General features: G+C 43.8%; 12 protein-coding genes. 5 read left to right on the top strand and 7 right to left on the bottom strand.

Annotation, left to right across the window (positions count from 1 at the left end):
- Nucleotides 1-139 precede the first annotated feature (139 nt).
- On the bottom strand, nucleotides 140-460 hold the full coding sequence (locus tag AAFH98_RS13465) for a hypothetical protein (RefSeq protein WP_342523283.1): 321 nt from the start codon (nucleotides 458-460) through the stop codon (nucleotides 140-142).
- A 154-nt stretch (nucleotides 461-614) separates the two neighbouring features.
- Here AAFH98_RS13465 and AAFH98_RS13460 point away from each other — a divergent pair, with 154 nt between their 5' ends.
- Nucleotides 615-1,601, top strand: coding sequence for a threonine ammonia-lyase (locus AAFH98_RS13460; protein WP_342523281.1), 987 nt, complete (start codon nucleotides 615-617; stop codon nucleotides 1,599-1,601).
- A gap of 94 nt (nucleotides 1,602-1,695) precedes the next feature.
- Entirely contained in the window at nucleotides 1,696-2,715 is a 1,020-nt protein-coding gene (locus AAFH98_RS13455) for a threonine aldolase family protein (protein WP_342523279.1), read from the top strand.
- 52 nt (nucleotides 2,716-2,767) lie between these two features.
- Here the strand turns inward: AAFH98_RS13455 and AAFH98_RS13450 are convergent, their stop codons facing one another.
- From AAFH98_RS13450 to AAFH98_RS13440, 3 genes are all read right to left on the bottom strand, one after another.
- Nucleotides 2,768-3,205: a hypothetical protein gene (locus AAFH98_RS13450; protein WP_342523278.1), complete on the bottom strand. Its 438-nt coding sequence runs from the start codon at nucleotides 3,203-3,205 to the stop codon at nucleotides 2,768-2,770.
- A gap of 61 nt (nucleotides 3,206-3,266) precedes the next feature.
- Entirely contained in the window at nucleotides 3,267-4,445 is a 1,179-nt protein-coding gene (locus AAFH98_RS13445) for an aspartate aminotransferase family protein (RefSeq protein WP_342523277.1), read from the bottom strand.
- A gap of 1,297 nt (nucleotides 4,446-5,742) precedes the next feature.
- Nucleotides 5,743-7,917, bottom strand: coding sequence for a Tex family protein (locus AAFH98_RS13440; protein ID WP_342523275.1), 2,175 nt, complete (start codon nucleotides 7,915-7,917; stop codon nucleotides 5,743-5,745).
- Nucleotides 7,918-8,096: 179 nt separating this feature from the next.
- Between AAFH98_RS13440 and AAFH98_RS13435 the strand changes: the two genes are divergently transcribed.
- Nucleotides 8,097-8,870, top strand: coding sequence for an inositol monophosphatase family protein (locus tag AAFH98_RS13435; RefSeq protein ID WP_342523273.1), 774 nt, complete (start codon nucleotides 8,097-8,099; stop codon nucleotides 8,868-8,870).
- 171 nt (nucleotides 8,871-9,041) lie between these two features.
- Here the strand turns inward: AAFH98_RS13435 and AAFH98_RS13430 are convergent, their stop codons facing one another.
- Nucleotides 9,042-10,046, bottom strand: a complete 1,005-nt coding sequence (locus AAFH98_RS13430) for an alcohol dehydrogenase (RefSeq protein WP_407935511.1) — start codon at nucleotides 10,044-10,046, stop codon at nucleotides 9,042-9,044.
- Nucleotides 10,047-10,255: 209 nt separating this feature from the next.
- On the opposite strand from AAFH98_RS13430, the gene AAFH98_RS13425 reads away from it, so the two are divergent.
- Nucleotides 10,256-12,586 carry a hypothetical protein gene (locus tag AAFH98_RS13425; protein WP_342523271.1) on the top strand — a complete coding sequence of 777 codons (2,331 nt, stop codon included), beginning with the start codon at nucleotides 10,256-10,258 and terminating at the stop codon, nucleotides 12,584-12,586.
- A gap of 264 nt (nucleotides 12,587-12,850) precedes the next feature.
- On the opposite strand, the gene AAFH98_RS13420 is transcribed toward AAFH98_RS13425, so the two are convergent.
- Both AAFH98_RS13420 and AAFH98_RS13415 read right to left on the bottom strand, forming a co-directional pair.
- A complete protein-coding gene (locus AAFH98_RS13420) occupies nucleotides 12,851-14,161 on the bottom strand; it encodes an ABC transporter permease (protein WP_342523270.1) in 1,311 nt (436 codons plus the stop codon).
- A gap of 10 nt (nucleotides 14,162-14,171) precedes the next feature.
- Nucleotides 14,172-15,092, bottom strand: a complete 921-nt coding sequence (locus AAFH98_RS13415; RefSeq protein WP_342523269.1) for an ABC transporter ATP-binding protein — start codon at nucleotides 15,090-15,092, stop codon at nucleotides 14,172-14,174.
- Nucleotides 15,093-15,253: 161 nt separating this feature from the next.
- On the opposite strand from AAFH98_RS13415, the gene AAFH98_RS13410 reads away from it, so the two are divergent.
- Nucleotides 15,254-16,693, top strand: coding sequence for a glycogen synthase (locus tag AAFH98_RS13410; protein WP_342523267.1), 1,440 nt, complete (start codon nucleotides 15,254-15,256; stop codon nucleotides 16,691-16,693).
- The last annotated feature ends 7 nt before the right edge of the window (nucleotides 16,694-16,700 follow it).

The following is a 16,700-nucleotide window of genomic DNA, read 5'->3' as shown; positions in this document are numbered from 1 at the left end:
ATTCCGAGGGCTTTTTTATTGAAGGCTTTAGTTAGTATTCTTTTTTTTCTGATCCAGAATTCCGGTCACAAGGGAAAACCGTAAAGCTTTTCGTTTTTTCGCTAAAGGTTTTAAAATACAGAATAGGTTTAGGCTGAAATCACCAAAACCTCCAGTACTCGATATAATTCTTCAGGCGATGGATAAAAACCTTGCCACGGAACCATCCGAATACAAAGCATAAGGACAGAACAGTATAGATGAGTACGGTGGTCATTTCGCTGGCAATGGTTCCCACCTTGTGGTATCCGGCGAACAGGTAGAGGGCACCGATGCCGGCCCCGGGAAACATCCAAAAGATAATAATATTAAGCAGCAGAAATCCCAGCAAGGCACTGAGCAGGGCATGGGTAATGCGTTCGCCGAGAGAAGGGATCTGCTCGTGGGTATGCTCATCGATATGTAATTCGTCTTCACTCAATGATGTTTTGCTCGTTCTTGATCTTCAGTAAGGTCTAAAAGTTGGGGGAGAAATAAAAAGCCCCGGCTGTAAAAGAATATTTCACATCTTCCATTTCTGGTAAATTCTTGTTATTTGTTGACTTCATGTTATTGGTAGAAATAAAGAGGTGGTTATGAATACAATAAAAATTCCTACGCCCCGACAAATTGAACAGGCCAGAGAGAAGTTGGGAGAGAGCGTCCGACGAACGCCTGTTTGGGAGTGGAAAAGTGATGTTAAGGATAAGCTGCTAAGTAAAGAAACGAATCTGTTTTTAAAGTTGGAGCTCTTTCAATATGCCGGCAGCTTCAAACCGCGCGGTGCGCTGATGAATATGCTGGATCTTTCTGAGGAGCAGCTTAAAAATGGTGTTACTGCTGTTAGTGCGGGTAACCATGCTATAGCAGTGGCGTATGCAGCTAAGTCGCTTGGTACGACCGCCAAAGTGGTGATGCCGAAAACGGCTAATAATTTCCGGGTGGAAAAGTGTAAATCACATGGTGCTACAGTAGAGCTGGTGGATGACGTGCATGAGGCCTTCCATCGCGTGAAAGAAATCGAAAAAGAAGAAAACCGTGCCTTTATTCACCCGTTTGAAGGCGAACAAACAGCGTTGGGAACGGCAACCGTTGGGCTTGAATTTGCACAGGATGTCCCCGAACTGGATGCTGTAATTGTTCCCATTGGCGGCGGTGGATTATGTGCCGGTATTGCTGCAGCGATTAAACAGATGGTTTCTGATTGTAAGGTTTATGGCGTAGAGCCGGTGGGGGCCGACAGCATGAGTAAGAGTCGTGTAGCCGGTGAACCCGTGGAAATTGATGAGGTTGATACCATCGCTGATAGTCTGGGCGCTCCCCATGCCGCTCCCTATAGCTTTGGGTTGTGCCAGCGTTTTGTGGACGAGGTGGTGACGGTTACGGATCTGAAAATGGCGCAGATAATGCGTGTGATGTTTGAGGAGTTAAAGCTGGCCGTTGAGCCTGCGGGAGCTTCGGCGCTCGCTGCTGCTACGGGTCCGCTGGCCGACCAGGTTATTGGTAAGAATGTGGGGATCATTGTCTGCGGCACCAATATTGATCCTCAAAGTTTCTTCAGCATTTTGGAAAAAACAAAATGACTTATAACCTCCTTTGGGGCTGAAATATGAATCAATAATATGTCATCCTAAACTCATTACAAGATCTTTAATAAACTAAAAACATAAGTTATCAATGATTGACTTGCGAAGTGATACGGTAACGACTCCAACTGCTGAGATGCGAAAAGTGATGGCGGATGCGAAGGTTGGGGATGACGTCTTTGGGGAAGATCCCACCGTGAATGCACTTGAAAAGAAGATAGCCAAAATGTTTGGTTTTGAGGCCGGACTTTTTACGCCCAGCGGCACCATGGCTAATCAGTTGGCGGTAAACATGTTAACGGATCAGGGAGATGAAGTCCTCATCGAGGAAACGGGGCATATTTTTAATTACGAGTCCACGGCAGCATCGCATTTGTCGTCCGTTCTTCTGCGACCGTTGAAGGGCCAAAAAGGCAAATTGTCAGCCGATCTGCTAAAGGATACGGTTCGCGGCCAAAAGGAATGGGAGCCCCAAACGAGAGTTATTGCCCTTGAAAACTCGACGAATAAGGGCGGGGGATGCTGTTATACCGAACAGGAGCTGGCAGCAATCAGCTCATTTGCCACCCAAAACGAGTTGGGTATCCATCTCGATGGTGCGCGAATCTGGAATGCGATGACTGCTACGAATACAGCTCCCAGTTTTTATAGCCGAATTGCCGATACGATGTCTGTATGCTTTAGCAAAGGACTTGGTGCGCCTGTGGGGTCGATGCTGTTGTCATCCCAGGAAAATATTACCGGAGCACGACGAATGCGTAAGATGTGGGGCGGGGGTATGCGTCAGATTGGGTTGCTGGCCGCCGCAGCCGATTATGCTATTGAGCATCATCTTTCAAAACTTAAAGAAGACCACCGCCGGGCACGCGAGCTGGCCGAAACAGTAAGTCAGTGCTCGCAGCTTTCCATTGATTTGGAATCCGTTGAAACCAATATTCTCATCTTTGATGTCAATGGTATGCCTGCAGAACAAGCGGTAGAATTGCTGGCAGAGGAAGGGATAAAAGTTGTACCATTCGGTCCGCAAACGCTGCGTGCAACCTTCCATTTCCAGATTGATGATGAGGATCTGCAAAGAGTAAAAGGGGCTTTTTACTCAATTTTTAATTGATTAACCACTTGCAAAAAATATTCCCCTTAATCTTTAAGCGGTAAAAAGAAACTTACTCAAGTTCTTCATCGTTGCTGTACGACTGCCAGAGCGGATTATCACGTCCCACAATATCCAGGGTATTGAAATCGCGAACACCTAAGTGGAGTCTTAAGTAGGGACTTACAGCCTTCAGAAAATTCCAGTAAGTATTTTCCTCCATCTCTTTTCGGTACTCTTCCATGAATTGATCCAGCTCTTTTTGCGCTTCAAAAGGAGCCTGATAGTATTGCGTGGAGGAAGGGACATTATACGTACCCATATCCGTAAGCGCTCCGCCCGAAACTGATCGGCTATATTGTTGGTCCAACTGGATGGGAGCATCCGTTTCTTCATCCTGTTCGATAGTAATGCGGGTTGTATCTGTTTCTTGTGCCAATCCCTGTTTAGATATCCCAAACAGTAAACAACCCCCGGTCAGCATCACAATTAATAAATGATTTAAAGACATCCCCATGTATTGCTCCTTATAATTTCACTTACTATAACAAAAATATGGGCATTTTGTTTTCTTAGGATGTAATTTTTTTGATTGCTGATACTAATACCTCAGCTAAGGTAGATAACCCTTCTTTTTTGGTCACCAGCGGCGGCACAAGTCTCATAACATTCCCTTGCGTACAGTTCGATAATACACCTTGGTTCATCATTTCTTCAACCACTTGACGTCCTTCAAACGAAAGCTCCACGCCGATCATCAGCCCTCGACCGCGGATATCAATAACCTCAGCCATCCCTGAAGTGCGATCAGCAATTTCTTGCTTTAAAAAGGTTCCTTTTTGCTTTGCCTGATTGACCAAGTCCTTGTTGATAACTGTTTGGAGAGCAGCAAGTGAGGCCGCACAAGCCAGTGGATTACCGCCATAAGTGCTACCGTGGTCACCATAATTCATTGTTTCAGCAACCTTATTACGGCAGACCATTGCTCCAATGGGAAATCCGCCGCCCATGGCTTTAGCCATCCCAATAATATCAGGTTGCACGCCGTAGTGATTAAAACCAAACATCTTGCCGGTTCGGGCAACACCCGTTTGTACTTCATCTATGATCAGGAGTGCATTATGTTTATTGCAAAGTTCTTGAACACCATCCATAAATTCCTGGGAAGCGATGTGTAGTCCGCCCGAACCCTGGATTGTTTCAAGTACGATACCGAGCGTATCTTCATTAAAATGCGCTTTTAAGGCCGCAATATCATTCATTCCGATCTGTTGGAAGCCGTCTAAGAGGGGATCGTAGCCCTTGGCATACTTGTCCATGCCCATGGATATAGTACCCATTGTACGCCCATGGAAGGCGTTACTAACGGTTAGGATGGCTCCTTTTTTGTCGTGAGCCTGCCCAAATTTGCGTGCTGCCTTGATACATGCTTCCATAGCTTCGCCGCCGCTATTGCAGATAAATCCTTTATTCAAGCCGGTAATTTCTGATAACAATTGCAGCAGCTCAGCCTGCGGCTTGCTGTAGTAAAAGTTAGAGATATGCATCAGCTGACCCACCTGATTTTGAACGGCTTCAACGACATTGGGGTGACAGTGTCCCAAACTGTTGACGGCAATACCGGCCAAAGCATCCAGGTATTTGTTGCCTTCATCATCCCAAACATACGCTCCTTTTCCTTTGGTAATTGTGATGGGATAACGATTGTAAACTGGGAGATGATACTGTTCGGTGAGCTGTTGAAAATTCATAAAATAGAAGAATTAAATTCTAAAAATATAAGCCCTGTATCCTGATAATTATAAGGGGTGGATTACAATAAAATAGTTCACTTATAGTAATAAAAAATAAAGGGAACTTTGAAATGAAAAGTCAGGGGGATAGGGGGCAGATTTGAGGTCTGAAAGTAACCGGACAAATAAGCTAAAAGGGCATGAAAAATAAGGGGGCAAATTCTGCTAAATTTAATGACGAAACAAGATCAATTTGAAGAAATAGTGCTGGTGTCATAATAGAAATATTCATTGTACATAATAGTAGGGATGGCGGATAGACGGAAGTGGTAAAGTGAGGATAAATTCTTCTGAAATTGTAGTGGTTCTGACAAGAAGTTAATGGGTGGGGAAGAGGCGTTTAGCTAATCAAATAAAACAGCAATAGTGGAGATATATGGACTCCCACTTTTTTGGATATCGGGAAATACTCTTTGTCTGGCAATTTGACATAGTAACCAGGTATAGAGGTAAGGTTGAGGGATAAGATAGAATATCATATTGCCTGACAACAACTTAGAAGGATTGATGTAGTAATAGTTGAAAATTTGGGACATACGGGCCAGAATAGCGAATGATTAAATTGTCAATAGTAACTGAATATGACGCATATATTTATGTATTCCTATTGAAATAAGAACGTTAAGTAAATTACTTAAAAAATACTATAGATACTTGGGTATGCTTATTCTGTGCTTTCCCTAAATTATTTAGGTGGGAATGTGGGTCACGCAGCGAGAATTGTATATAAAACGCCTATTTTTGATGATAAGTTCAGTGTTATCAATACTTTATGTTGATATATTATTTGACTATTTCAGCAATTTTCCCCGTAATATAATCGCCTAAATTATTTAGGTAATGTCAAAAAGAGGGAGCTGAGACAATTTATCATGAGTAATTATGATATATGTAATAGTATAATATTCATAAATTTATATAAAACACTTAAAGTATATTTTAATAAATATGGCTTTTTGAGTGACGTTTTTGGATAGTAGTTTCCTGAAATCACCTTAGTATTTTGGACTATTGACCTTTTTGTGGAGTCGGAGAGATGCCAATTTCTTAAAGCAAAGTAAATGTCTTAGAACGAAAATCAGAGATATTTTCTGGGAGGAAGGGAAGAGTGAAACAAAGAATTTTTACCAAAAAACTGAGGGGCCAAACAGTTCATAATTGATTACTGCTTAGCCCCTAAGTTCGAAGAGATTTAAACTAAAAGATAAAGGGAAAACTTAGAAAAATATGGCAGGATAAATTTGTTCGTAGAACACTAATCTACGAGTGATAATCCGATGCGTCCGCGTTCCAAATCGAGGGATACAATCGTGAGTTTTAGGATGTCTCCAACTGCTACAACATCGTGCGGGTCTTCGACTTTTCGATCGGCCATTTTTGAGATGTGTAGGAGCCCGTCTTGCTTCACCCCGATGTCTACAAAAGCACCGAAATCAACGACGTTACGAACCGTGCCTTCAAGCACCTGTCCTTCACTCAAATCTTCCATCTTCATAATATCATTTCGGAGTACTGGTTTGGGTAGCGATTCCCTGGGATCGCGTCCTGGTTTCTGCAAGTTTTCGATGATGAGTTCAAGGGTCGGGATGCCTACTCCGATCTGCTCGGCAACCTGTTTTTTGTCGATGTTTTTGAGCTTCTTTGAAATAGCTTCAGTTTGCTCATTTAATTTTTCCAGCTTAATACTAAAAAGATTGCAGAGTTTTTCGGTAGCTTCATAACTTTCCGGGTGGATAGCGGTATTGTCGAGTGGGTTGTCTGATTCGGGAATGCGCATAAATCCGGCAGCCTGCTGAAAGCGAAATTCCCCGACGCCACTAATATCCTTTATTTCTTCCCGGTCTTTAAACGTCCCTTCCGTTTCTCTGCGCTTCACAATATTTTTGGCAACACGACTGCTTAATCCCGAAATATGGGAAAGTAATGGGGCACTTGCCGTATTGAGGTTTACGCCCACTTGGTTTACACAACTTTCGACGACATCATCCAGCGACTGGGCCAACTGGTTTTGATTCACATCATGTTGGTACAATCCCACGCCAATCGACTTGGGATCGATTTTTACGAGTTCGGCCAATGGGTCCTGCACGCGTCGGGCTATGGAAATATTTCCGCGTTGGGGGGCATCCAGATCAGGGAATTCTTCGGCGGCCACTTTCGATGCTGAATAGACCGAAGCCCCGGCTTCATTGACGATCATATAACTAAGTTCTTCATCGGGATGTTTTTCTTTTCGCTTCTGAATAAAGTTTGCCACAATCTGTTCCGTCTCGCGGCTGGCCGTTCCGTTGCCGATGGCAATAAGATTTACGCTGTATTTATTGATAAGTTTATCAAACACTTCTTCTGCTTCAGCAACCTTTTCTTGTGGAGGAGTGGGATAGGTGGTCGTCCCTTCGAGATACTTCCCCGTCTCATCCACTACAGCTACCTTACAGCCCGAGCGGTAGGCGGGGTCGATACCCATGACTACCTTATGATCGAGCGGCGGCTGCATCAATAAATTAGAAAGATTGGTAGCAAAAGTTTCGATGGCGTGCTGGTCGGCTTTTTCGGTGAGTTGATTCCTTAACTCTCGCTCCAACGACGGAAACAGCAGTCGTTTGTAGGCATCTTCAACGGCATCCTGGATATGGGGAACGAAAATACTCATATCATTGGTGATCACTACATCGTCAATATTCTCAAGGGTGATCTCATCCCAAAGTTCGACATTGACAAAAAGGATATTTTCACGTTCTCCGCGATTGATGGCCAATATTTGGTACGGTTTAAGGTGTTTAGCCTTTTGAGAAAATTCGTAATAGTCCTCAAAGTTGGTGCGCTCATCAACTGCAGGATTTTTCTCCGTTTTGATTACAGCGTGTTCCTGGAAAATATCGCGCAATTTTTCCCTCACGTCGGCTGACTCGTTGATCCACTCGGCGACAATATCGAGGGCACCGTCCATGGCATCTTCAGCGGACTCAACCTCGTTTTCCTCATCAACAAACTTAGCCGCATGCTCCATAGGATCGCCTTTTTCGATCTCTTGTTCCCAGATAAGCTCGGCCAGCGGCTCCAGCCCTTTCTCCTTAGCCATATCGCCCTTGGTACGGCGTTTGGGTTTGTAAGGCAGGTATAGATCCTCCAATGTATTAAGATCAGTACACGATTTAATTTTTTCTTCGAGCTCTTCGGTCAGCTTATCCTGCTCGTCAATAGTTTTGAGAATGGTTTTCTTGCGGTCTTCGAGCGTTCGGTGAAACTCCAGCTTGTCACGAACGCTTCGGATATCCTCTTCATCAAGTCCGCCGGTTGCCTCCTGACGATAACGAGCCAAAAATGGAACGGTGGCCCCGTCATCCAAAAAGTCAGCTACCGTTTTTATCTGTTTCGGTTTGAAATTCAATTCTTGTGCTATGCTGCTAAAAATCTGTGAATCGGTCATTCTTAATAATAGAAGTTTAAAGTTCGAGGCCGGATAAATTGCAATTCTCAGCCAACCCTGAATATAATGCTATCGAAGAATCTAAGTTCAGTTTAATACTGTTTTCATATTCTGAATCCTTAATTCAGAATCCTATATTTGACTTGCTGAAAATAACCACACTAAGACTATAAGTACACATGAATTTTGACTTGGATACTGTACACGAGGCGGCCATTGAAATCGCAGAAAAGGGCGGAGATTATACGCTTAATTATTTTAATAAATCATTTGATGTAGAGCGTAAGTCAGATGATTCGCCTGTGACTGTAGCCGACCGCGAGGCCGAATCGATCATGCGTGAGGAAATCCAAAAACGGTTTCCTGAACACGGTATTGTGGGCGAAGAGCACGACGACCATAATCCTGAGAGTAATGTGCAGTGGATTCTCGATCCCATCGACGGTACGAAATCCTTTATTCACGGTGTGCCGCTGTACACCACGTTGATTGGTGTTGTTGTTGATGAGGAGCCGGTGATCGGCATCATTTATGCCCCGGCGCTGGATGAGCTCTGTGACGCGGCCAAGAATAAAGGGGCACGTCTCAATGGTGAATCATGTCGTGTGCGTTCGTGTGATGGTATTGCCAAAGCCAGTTTCATGAGCACTGATGTGTACACCGCGGCAAAATTTGGCTATGGGGATGCCTTTGATACCCTGATCGAAAAAACGCGTATTCACCGCACGTGGGGCGATGCATATGGACATATGCTCGTAGCTACGGGACGTGCAGACCTGATGTTTGATCCTATTTTGAATATTTGGGATGCGGCGCCGCTGCTTACCGTTTTACAGGAATCAGGTGGGGTTTTTTGTGATACGGATGGGAACGAAACCATCCAATCGGGTAATGGTTTTTCCTGCAGCCGAGAATTACTTCCGGAAGTGTTAGAGGTGTTTGAAGAAAATTAGGAGATAAAGGATTAAACCCGCAGAGTTTTTCTGAATAAGGAGCAGTATCAATTAATACGAAGGGTTTTCGGAAAAGAAACCCTGCGGGTTTGGAGTTAAAACCATGGTTCCGCAGCAGAGCTACGGAACGAGGAAACAATGCAACTCAAATAACCATTAACTAATTACGAATCACATCTCCAGAACTACGCGAAACCGGGCCTCATTATTGATCATTTGATCATAAGCTTCGTTGGCTTCTTCAAGAGGATAGGTTTCAATAGTAGGCGTAATATTTGTCAGCGCACTAAAGTCCAGTGTGTCTTCGGAATCTTTAGCAGTACCACTGGGCCATCCTCGAACGGATTTTCGTCCCATAATAAGCTGGAAGGGACTTACTTCAACCGGTTCTCCGGTAGCAGCCACAATCATGAGCGTACCGTCGGTACCGAGCCCGTCGATGACTGAACTGATAGCATCGCTGTTGGGAGCAGTTGCTAAAATGACTTTTGCTCCGCCCAGCTTTTGAAGCTCTTCGGCAGCGTCATAAGCTTCGGTATCAATAAAATGATCTGCCCCGAGTCCATAAGCCAGTTCCTGCTTATCTGTTCCGCGTGATAGTGCAACGACTTCGCATCCAAATTTATGAGCATACTGCACCCCCAGGTGACCAAGTCCGCCAATACCTTGTACGGCAACCAAGTCGCCTGGATTAAGATTACTGTTGCGCAAGGCATTGAAGGTTGTTATGCCTGCACAGAGCAGGGGAGCGGCTTCGGCAGAATCAAGTGATTCTGGTACCGCTGCCAACGCGTTTTGCGGAGCGGTCATATACTCGGCATAGCCGCCGTCGAAGCTGAGCCCTGTTACTTTTGCGTTTTCGCAGTTGATGAAGTCACCCTTTCGGCAGGCTTCGCATTCGTGGCAATGTCCGCCGTGCCAGCCTACGCCAACGCGCTGACCATCGCTCCATTCGGAGATATTACTGCCGACTGATTCTATCGTTCCGATTACTTCGTGTCCCGGCACACGTGGATATTCAATGCCCGGCATCGTCCCGTCTTTTACAAAAGCGTCGCTGTGACAAATACCGCAGGCTTGAACTTTGATTAATACCTCATCCTCAGAAGGAGTGGGGATATCTTTCTCAACGAGTTCAAAGTCCGAACCCGGTTCTGATACTTGCATTGCTTTCATTGTTCCCATAAAAAATATTTTAGCGTTAAACTTTTTTTGTCCATCCTGAAAACATAAAACAGCAGCGTATCATTTACTGATTTCGGAACAATATAAAAAAGCTTCACTTAGATTTATCGGAAAGCATAAGACTCCTTATATTCCTGCGTTACAATAATATATTCCTGAAATTTAGAAGTGACTTTTAACTATTTAATTTGATGTTGCTCATGCGTACGAATCGTATTGGTTTCCTATCGGCACTTTTGTTAGCTGTTTTTTTGATGATGGGATCTGCCACGGATCTCAGAGCTCAATCATTTGATCACGAGCCCTATCCCAAACTCGATTTTGATTTTATTTCATTAGACCTGAATTTAGGAGTGCAGCCTCAAAATATGCGAATTGATGGTCAGGCGACCTACCAAGTTGAAGCTAATATTAGCGGTGCTGATACACTCACGCTTTACGCTTCTCATCTGGATATTAGTAATGTATCGGTGAATGGAGAATCAGCTGATTTTTCGCTGCAGAACGACTCGCTGTTTGTTCCGGTGGATGATTCGGCCGAGGCGGGATCGAGGTACGAAGTGAATATTCGATATTCTGGTCGACCACAGTTTGGTATGCTACAAGATCATCATGAGACGGTATGGACCTCCTTTTTACCGAAAGCACAACGTCATTGGGTACCTATTGTAGATCATCCCCAGGTAACGCTCCGCACCAATTTCACTATTGCTGTTCCATCTGGCGTACAGGTTTGGGCCACAGGTAAGAAAGTGGATGAAGAGGTTGTATCGGTTGATGCAATGCGGTATCGGTTTGCCTCCCAAAGAGACGTGCCGGCATCAGCTTTGATGTTTACCATCGGAGATTTTGAGCAGCAATCGACCGGTTATGGCATCAAAAAAATTAATGTAGCGGTTGAGAAATCTTTATCTGAGCAGGTGGATCCTAAACAATTACTGCAAAAAGCGTATGATTATTTGGGTATGGTTGAAGATGAAATGGAGCGTGAATATCCCTTTGAAGAGTTGCAGGTAGTAGCACTTGAAGATCATCATGGGGAGACAAAATCTTGGGGCGCTTCCACCATTTATGTGTATGAAAATCGAGGAAATATAGATGTACAGCTGGTGCGTGGTATCATTGGTCAGTGGTTTGGTGTACAACAGCGAGAGCGGCAATGGAGTCAGGCTGATGCTATCAACCTATACCAAACACTGGTTTTTGATAATGTGATGTCAAACGATTCGTTGCTTAATATTCAAGATGACCCTAAAGGTTTTACAGAGGGGGCGTTGTACCAGCATTTTGGTCCAAATCGATGGAATGAATGGCAGCGTGGTATTGAAGAATGGAAAAATGAGTCGATACGATCATTTTTAAAAGGCTCGATTGGAAAAGTATTTGAAAAGAGCAATGTAATAAGGTGGGGGGATTATGCCGAATATTGGTACGAGCACACCGGGCAACCACTGTTTGATATGCCCCGGTTCTCGTTTGAGAAAGAGGGTACTACATCCCGATCCGATTCGGTGGCCTACGAAGTGCATTATGATTTTAATGAAGCAGAAGGAGCACTCACGCTGAACTTTAAAGCAACGCAGGGGTACTTTGGAGAGCTTACCACATTGCAGGCGTACGAAATTTATCCCGGTAAGGTGGATACTTCCGAAGTCACTTTTACTGGAAAGGAAGATACTATTGTTCTTCAGGTTGACCCTACGATTAATACACTTCGATTAGCGTACGATGAGTATCCAACACTGACGCTGGATCAATTCAAACCGTCTTCGTTCTTGATTAATGAGTTGAGAAGTGATGCCCCGGTAGAACAGCGTGCTGAGGCGGCTCAAAAGTTAGGACATCACAGCGATAATCCTGATCTGCAGTTGGCAATACAGGACTTTATGAAACGTGATCTGGAGCCTGAAGTTGAGGCGGGACTGTATCTTTCACTGGCTGAAGTTACGGATGGAGCGTCTGGTACAGAAGAGATGTTTTTGGATGCGTTGCAAAGCGACCATCGTGTTATTAGGGAAGCCGGGTTAATGGCACTGCAAAACTATCCCGAAAATGCGAATGTGATTAATACGGTACGTTCGGTGGCACAAGGAGCCGAAGATAATACGTTGTTTCAAAAGTCGGTGCAGGTGCTGACTACCGTGATGAATAAAGAGTCATTCGGTGGGTTTGTAGAGTCGGTGGTGCAATCCGATACGGTGGGGACACGGTCAGTTTTTGCAATCCAGGAGTTGGCTAATATGGGACAGGTTGAAAAAGCCGTTGAGCAGGCTAATCTGTTTATTGAGAAGGAGTACACATACGAAATTCGAAGTCGTGCTTATCAATTGCTTATTCAGCATGATCATTCTGCAGTAAACTGGTTAGGACGAGCTGAGAATTTGGCTGAAATTTCTGACCCTCGCATTCGATTCTTTTTAATGCGAGGATTGGAGCGCAATGCCAATGATGAGATTCGATCGTATTTATCCGACTATCGGCAAGATGAATATGATGAGCGCGTGTATCGAAGAATAATGGATATTCTTTAAAGAGTTTTTTAATTCTGGTGTAGTACTCCTGGGGCGGTGTGATATCGATATACAACTAACAATTATTCCTTATGCAATCTGGATAGAGCTACGGAATGAGGTGAGATGATTTTTTATAAATGATTGCCAGGTGGTTATAGAATTAGATAACTTTATTGGGTTGGAAGCTATAGAGTGAGGTTACAATAAGTTTATATAATTAATGGCACAAGCGGATGCTTGCGCCATTATCGCAATACTCACTTCTTATATCTCAAGACTTGTTTATCCCTGCCGAATCCATTTGATCAGCTCTTTCCAGTTGGCGCTTTTACCATAGCTTAGAATCCCCACGCTGTAAATTTTTGCGCTCAACCACATCGTGCCTGCAAAAGTTCCAATCATTAGCAAGATAGAAAGCCCAATTTGCCAGAAGGGGACATCTGTAATGGCAATGCGCGTGATCATAACAATGGGGGTGCAAAATGGTATCAGCGAACCAATAACCGATATAGTGCCATCGGGATTGCTCATCGTTTGAAACATGATAACATAGGCGATAAAAATAGGTACCATAATGGGAAACATGTATTGCTGGGTATCGGCTTCGGAATCGACGGCAGAACCAATGGCAGCGAAGAGGGAAGCATAGATTAGGTATCCCAAAACGAAAAAGATAGCAAAATAGATGATCAGAGACGTATCAATTGCAGGAAGGGCAAACATTTCGGGATCAATACTTTGGGCTTGTGAAACCTGAGCTACCTCCTGGGCTTGGGACATTTGGTTCATTTGCTCTGATAAAAAAATGCTTGCTACAGGGCCGGCAGCGGCAGCCAGTCCCAGTAGTGAAGCTACCCAGAAGGTCATCTGTGTTAGTGCCAGTGCCCCGATACCCCCCATCTTACCAAATAATAATTCGATAGGTTTTACGGATGATGCTATAACCTCCACAATACGATTGGTTTTTTCTTCGATCACGCTGCGAGTAATTAGTCCACCGTAACCGGTAATGGAACCAAAGATGATGACGCCCATCACAATACCGACGACCGTTAAAAAGCCGGTGTCGTCATCTGTTTCTTCTCCTGCCTGTGTCAGCTTACGGGTTTCGAGGGTAATATCACTCTCATAAATTTTTTGGATATTTTCGGATACATTCGCTCGGGCCAGACGCTCGTTACGGATTACCTCTCGTAAATCAGTTTGGATATCAGATTGCAGCTTAAGTCCACCGCCGCCACCAGAAACGAACTCAATTTTTTTGTCGCTGCTAATGTGAAGTGAATCCAGCTGGATAAACCCATCAATTTCATTACGCTGTACCAAGGCTCGCAGGGAATCCTCAGTCAAATCCGATAGATTGCTGTAGCGTTCTTTGGAAATTTCTTGTAGTCGTGGGTAAAGGACTTCAGTTTGATCTGAAATACCAATTTTTTGTTCTGTGTCAGAATCCCATACGGCAATGCCTACCATAATCCCGATAAAAACAATCATACCAATGGGGATTAAAATGGTAGCAATAATAAACGCTTTTGAGCGAATACGGGTCATATATTCCCGTTTGAGCACAAGTAAAATTTGTTGCAAACTCATGATGTGAAGCTTAGGCTAATTCGTTTGGATTAATATTGTCTTCGCCAACGGTGGAGATAAAGATTTCAGTAAGGGAGGGTTCAACACGTTCAAACTTGTAAATTTCGGCGTGCTGCATAGCTGTTTTTAGGATATCTTGCATGGATTGCCCATTCAGGACTCGAATCTCTGCAAAATTGGCCGATCGGTTGTTAATGCGTACGTCTTGAAGCTGATCCAAAAAGGAATCATCACCTTCAAATTCAATGTTGACGGTATTTTTACCGTATCGTTGTTTTATTTCGCGTAGATTTCCTTTTAAGACTGTTTTTCCCTTATTAAATAGGCAGATGTCATCACACATCTGTTCAACCTGTTCCATCCGGTGTGTTGAAAATAGAATAGTATTGCCTTTATCACGGAGCTCAATAACAATTTCTTTAAGCATCTCGCTATTGATGGGATCGAGTCCGCTAAACGGTTCATCGAAAATATAGATGTCTGGATCGTGGGCAATGGTGGCAATAAATTGAATTTTTTGCGACATCCCTTTGGACAGTTCTCCCACTTCCTTTTCAAACCAGTCAGAAGCCTCAAAGCGATCGAGCCAATACTTAGTGGTATTTTCTGCCTCGGTACGGGTTAAGCCTTTAAGTCGGGCCAAATAGATCAGCTGCTCTCCTACTTTCATCTTTTTGTAGAGGCCGCGCTCTTCGGGCATATAGCCAATCATGCGTTGCGTTTTAGGGCTTACGGGATGTCCATTAATAGTAACAGAGCCGCTGTCAGCGATAAGAATGTGATTAATAATACGGATAGAAGTGGTTTTGCCCGCGCCATTAGGGCCCAAAAGTCCAAATATACGTCCCTCGGGAATGCTAAAGCTTACATTCTGGACAGCTTTTGTATCCCCAAACGATTTAGAAATGTTATCTACTTCAATTACAGCCATGCTCAATTTTTACTGAATTATTTTTGCCTTGAAAGTAGTGGAAAGATAATGATAAAGAAAGATTTTGATTGAAGCGTAAAGTTTTGATTATTTCAACGTAATATTAAAGCGATAACATATTGTTCTGCAAACAGCTATCACCATTTTAACTGACTAAATTAATGAACGTTTTTCATTTAAGTGCCGAATGTTATCCCGTTGCCAAGGTGGGCGGGCTTGCAGATGTCGTAGGGGCACTGCCCAAATATCTGCATAAAAAAATCGGTCAGGCATCAGTGGTAATGCCCAAATATGCCAATGAATGGATTGCTGAGCACACCTTTGAAACGGTGCTTAAGGGGACGGCACCTTTGGGCGATTGGCAGTTTGAGTTTACTATACAGCGCGAGGTGGATGGTATCCTTGGATTTCCACTCTATGTGGTGGATATTCCCGGCCGGTTTGATCGTCCGGGCATCTATACTGATGCGGAAACGGGTAGCAGTTACTGGGATGATTTTGAGCGTTTTGCCAGCTTTCAGATTGCGGTGTTAGACTGGATGAACGGGATGGAGGAGAAGCCCGATATCATTCATTGTCACGATCATCATACCGGTTTAGTACCGTTTATGATGACACAGTGTTATCGTTATATGGATTTAAAGCATATTCCTACTGCCCTGACGGTACATAACGCTGAGTATCATGGATCATACAGTCATGAAAAATCACATAAATTGCCACAATTTGATGAACGTAATTTTGGATTGCTGGATTGGGATGGGCAGCTAAATTGTTTGGCGGCGGGGCTTAAAACCTGCTGGCAAATTACCACCGTTTCGAAATCGTATATGAAAGAGCTGTCTTATAACAGTAATGGACTTGAATGGCTTTTTCAGAATGAGCAGCAGAAATCGCGCGGTATCATCAATGGGATTGATACGGAAGTTTGGAATCCCAAAACAGATTCCATGATTGCTCATTCTTATGACAAACGGAAAATGGCGGAGGGCAAGCGTAAAAATAAAAAAGTACTTTGCGAGCAGTTTGGATTAGATCCGCAGTATCCGACCATTTCATTCATTGGACGGTTAGTACATGAAAAAGGAGCTGACTTACTGCCCGATTTGTTTCAGACATTTTTAGAGTCGGAGCAGTCGGTAAATTTTGTGGTATTGGGAACGGGGGATCGGGAGCTACATCACCAGTTTGAAGCTATGAATAATCGCTTTGTAGGATATTTTGATGCCACGCTGGATTACAATGAATCTTTAGCGCATCAGATTTATGCCGGCAGTGATTTTATGATTATGCCATCACGGGTAGAGCCCTGTGGGTTGAATCAAATGTACTGTATGCGGTACGGAACGGTGCCTGTTGTTCGTAATATTGGCGGGTTGAAAGATACTGTGAAAGATATTGCCCTTGATGGCGGGTATGGAATTACATTCAATGATTTTGCATTATCACCAGCCCGGGAGGCCGTGCAGCGAGCGATTGATTTGTTTCAAGACGGTCGTACGATGGCGGGCATTCGAAAGCGAATCATGAATCTCGATTTTTCTTGGAATGCCTCGGCTAAAAAGTATATTACAATGTATGACGAGCTGATTGAACAATAGTATTAAA

Origin of the sequence: Fodinibius sp. Rm-B-1B1-1 (genome assembly GCF_038594945.1) — a bacterium.
Classification (GTDB): domain Bacteria; phylum Bacteroidota; class Rhodothermia; order Balneolales; family Balneolaceae; genus Fodinibius; species Fodinibius alkaliphilus.
Note: the sequence above shows the minus strand (reverse complement) of the source record. Positions and strands in the feature narration are given on the sequence as shown.

Bases quoted from the DNA above. Each gene is read 5' to 3' on its own strand.
- AAFH98_RS13460 (WP_342523281.1), top strand. From the start codon at position 615: ATGAATACAATAAAAATTCCTACGCCCCGACAAATTGAACAGGCCAGA.
- AAFH98_RS13435 (WP_342523273.1), top strand. From the start codon at position 8,097: ATGAATTTTGACTTGGATACTGTACACGAGGCGGCCATTGAAATCGCA.
- AAFH98_RS13415 (WP_342523269.1), bottom strand. From the start codon at position 15,092: ATGGCTGTAATTGAAGTAGATAACATTTCTAAATCGTTTGGGGATACA.
- AAFH98_RS13430 (WP_407935511.1), bottom strand. From the start codon at position 10,046: ATGAAAGCAATGCAAGTATCAGAACCGGGTTCGGACTTTGAACTCGTT.
- AAFH98_RS13420 (WP_342523270.1), bottom strand. From the start codon at position 14,161: ATGAGTTTGCAACAAATTTTACTTGTGCTCAAACGGGAATATATGACC.
- AAFH98_RS13410 (WP_342523267.1), top strand. From the start codon at position 15,254: ATGAACGTTTTTCATTTAAGTGCCGAATGTTATCCCGTTGCCAAGGTG.
- AAFH98_RS13450 (WP_342523278.1), bottom strand. From the start codon at position 3,205: ATGTCTTTAAATCATTTATTAATTGTGATGCTGACCGGGGGTTGTTTA.
- AAFH98_RS13445 (WP_342523277.1), bottom strand. From the start codon at position 4,445: ATGAATTTTCAACAGCTCACCGAACAGTATCATCTCCCAGTTTACAAT.
- AAFH98_RS13425 (WP_342523271.1), top strand. From the start codon at position 10,256: ATGCGTACGAATCGTATTGGTTTCCTATCGGCACTTTTGTTAGCTGTT.
- AAFH98_RS13455 (WP_342523279.1), top strand. From the start codon at position 1,696: ATGATTGACTTGCGAAGTGATACGGTAACGACTCCAACTGCTGAGATG.
- AAFH98_RS13440 (WP_342523275.1), bottom strand. From the start codon at position 7,917: ATGACCGATTCACAGATTTTTAGCAGCATAGCACAAGAATTGAATTTC.